At 45.6% G+C, this 2980-nt stretch carries 3 protein-coding genes and 1 tRNA gene; 3 read left to right on the top strand and 1 reads right to left on the bottom strand.

Going from position 1 to position 2980, the window contains the following annotated elements:
• The first annotated feature begins 123 nt into the window (after positions 1-123).
• Positions 124-747 carry a type B chloramphenicol O-acetyltransferase gene (gene catB / locus Dpoa2040_RS05485; protein ID WP_168640569.1) on the top strand — a complete coding sequence of 208 codons (624 nt, stop codon included), beginning with the start codon at positions 124-126 and terminating at the stop codon, positions 745-747.
• 382 nt (positions 748-1129) lie between these two features.
• On the opposite strand, the gene Dpoa2040_RS05480 is transcribed toward catB, so the two are convergent.
• Positions 1130-1219: transfer RNA gene (locus Dpoa2040_RS05480), tRNA-Ser, on the bottom strand.
• A 279-nt stretch (positions 1220-1498) separates the two neighbouring features.
• Here Dpoa2040_RS05480 and Dpoa2040_RS05475 point away from each other — a divergent pair.
• Together Dpoa2040_RS05475 and Dpoa2040_RS05470 are read left to right on the top strand one after the other, a co-directional pair.
• Complete coding sequence (locus tag Dpoa2040_RS05475) at positions 1499-2236, top strand: phosphatase (RefSeq protein WP_168640568.1); 738 nt, start codon at positions 1499-1501, stop codon at positions 2234-2236.
• 45 nt (positions 2237-2281) lie between these two features.
• Entirely contained in the window at positions 2282-2848 is a 567-nt protein-coding gene (locus tag Dpoa2040_RS05470; RefSeq protein WP_168640567.1) for a molecular chaperone, read from the top strand.
• Positions 2849-2980 lie beyond the last annotated feature (132 nt).

The raw sequence follows: 2980 nt of genomic DNA, 5'->3' as shown, positions 1-2980 counted from the left end.
ATTTATTAATTACTGATGTGCTTATCACGTCATGAATGATTTTTGGAAACAGATTGTGAATTTGAAATAATCTACATATGACATATAATATACCATATGTATATATTTTTGGATTGGTTGAATATGAATAATTTTTTTGAAAACCCATTTAAAACGATTCCATTAGACAAGCAGACAACAAACCCTAACATTATTGTTGGGCGTTATAGTTACTACTCCGGTTATTATCACGATCATGATTTTAACGAGTGTGCGCGTTATCTTATTCCTGATGAAGGTGTAGATAAATTAATTATCGGCAGTTTTTGTTCTATTGGTTCTGGTGCTGCGTTTATCATGTCTGGTAATCAAGGGCATAGACCGGACTGGATCAGTACCTTTCCCTTTTACTGGGTACCTGATACAACAGAATTTGAGGCGGCCAATAATGGTTATGTTCCATCTGGTGATACTATAATTGGGAATGACGTCTGGATCGGTTCCGAAGCTATTATAATGCCTGGTGTAAAAGTTGGGGATGGTGCTGTAATAGGAACCAGAGCTCTGGTCACACGGGATGTTGAACCTTACTCCATCGTCGGAGGTAATCCAGCAAAAATCATTCGGAAACGTTTTGATGATAGGCATATATCAATGCTTATCGAAATGAAATGGTGGGATTGGTCGGAAGAACAGTTAAAAGCTATGATGCATTTTTTAACATCTGGAGATATTGATGGTCTTTACCAGCAATGGAAAAATTTCTGATAGATAAAATAACTTCTTTGAGATTTTTTTATGCATCATTTTCATGTTGATAAGTTAGCTGTAATAATTTCGAGTCTGATTGATGTTGATTAAAACAGTAAAACTGCTTGTGGTACATAATCAACGACCAGACACGGTTTGGCGTAGATCAGAAAAAATATCGGCTCGTTATTGTCCCCATTTAAATAGATAATTTTCTACGTTTTGTATTCGGTAGTTAAAAATCCATTGAGATATGAGAAAGTGTTCAGCTGTGTTCAGGTAGAAGGCCAACTGCTGGGTTTTACATACAAAAAAGTCCGCCTGAGCGAACCTTTTTTACACTGTTTTTATGCAGGATAAAATTAAAACATATGTTTAGTTATTTGATTTTGTTTAAATCTGGCGGTGAGGGAGGGATTCGAACCCTCGATACGTTTTCACGTATACACACTTTCCAGGCGTGCTCCTTCAGCCACTCGGACACCTCACCGGGTCGTCGCCATCAGGGGCAACGAGGCGCTACTGTAGGGAAAATCCACTGCAGCGTCAACACACTTCTTTCATAAAAACGTGTGTTTAGCTAAACCTGGCGCAATTTGCTGCTTTACTCGCCAGCTAACATCATCAGCCCATGTTACCCATATATTGTCATGCTATATAGCTTATATGTTTAAATTTTGTTGATTTGTGGTTGCCACTTTGATGTCTCGGCTGTGTTGGTGCGGGATAAATGGTATGCTTGCTTATCAATGCCGAGTCAGGAGAAACCATGTATCCCGTTGATTTACACATGCACACTGTCGCCAGTACCCACGCCTATAGCACCCTGCATGACTATGTGGCTGAAGCCAAAATCAAACAGATTCGTTTGTTTGCCATTACCGATCATGGCCCGGATATGGCAGATGCACCGCATTACTGGCATTTTATTAATATGCGTGTCTGGCCAAGGGTAGTGGACGGCATCGGTATCTTGCGTGGCATTGAAGCCAACATTAAGAATCTGGCAGGTGATATTGACTGTACTGGGCCGATGCTGGATTGCATGGATTTGGTTATCGCTGGTTTCCATGAACCGGTGTTTCCTCCGGCTGATCGTGATACCCATACCGAAGCGATGATTGCGGCAATGGCACAAGGTTCGGTGCACATCATCAGCCATCCCGGAAATCCGAAATTCCCGATTGATATCCACGCAGTTGCGCAAGCCGCAGCCAAATACAACGTGGCGCTGGAGCTGAATAATTCGTCTTTTACTCATTCCCGTAAAGGCAGCGAGCCGAATTGCCGTGCGGTGGCCGAAGCCGTGCGTGAGGCTGGCGGTTATCTGGCGCTGGGGTCAGATTCGCATGTCGCCTGGTCGCTCGGCGAGTTTCCACATTGTGACCGTATCCTAAGAGACGTTGATTTTCCGCAGGATCGCGTGTTGAATGTCAGCCCTCGCCGGGTGCTGGATTTTCTGGAACTGCGCGGGAAACCCGCAATCCCAGAATTTGCGGATTTGTGACGTTGTCACTTAATTGCGCTGTCATGTCTTTTACAGGTTGATGAGATGAATGAATTTTCCGTGGTGTGCCGTATTCTCGGCACGCTGTTTAACCGTTCGCCGCAGGACCCGTTGCTGGCACCGTTGTTTAATCTGATTGAGCAAGGCAAGCTGGCGCAGCAATGGCCGCTGGCGCAAGACGAGCTGATGGCTCGCTGGCAGCGCAGTATCGATTTACCGGCGATGAGCGCTGATTATGAGGCCTTGTTCGGTGCACAACCGTCGGTGTCGCCATGGCGTTCTGGTTGGGAGCCGACTGCTCAGGAAACTGAAGTCCGTGCATTTTTGCAACAGCGCGGTATGCCGTTGGGTGAGGGACCGGTGGATCACTTTGGCGCTTTACTGCTTGCGGCATCCTGGCTGGAAGATCAGGCGCAGGAAGATGAAACTGCGGCGCAGTCGGCGTTTTTCGATAGCTATTTGTTGCCGTGGAGTGATCGCTTTCTGGGCAAGGTAGAAAGTCATGCCACCACCGCATTTTATCGTACGCTGGCGATCATTTGCCGTGAAGCGCTGGAAGCAATGCGGGACGAACTGGCAGAAGCGGAAGATGACGAGGTAGCTGAAGAGTGAAAAAACAGGTGGCGAACGCCTAATGCCGATCGTTTAAGGATCGGTTGACCGATCCGGTGGCTGATGTAAAAAGGGTTCATGTCTTCACATGGACCGAGAGCGTTCAGAATTCTGTGTCACGTTAAAAATTCT

This window comes from Dickeya sp. CFBP 2040, assembly GCF_012273755.1.
In the GTDB taxonomy this organism is placed as follows: Bacteria; Pseudomonadota; Gammaproteobacteria; order Enterobacterales; family Enterobacteriaceae; genus Dickeya; species Dickeya poaceiphila.
This window is presented reverse-complemented; position numbering and strand designations above follow the sequence as displayed.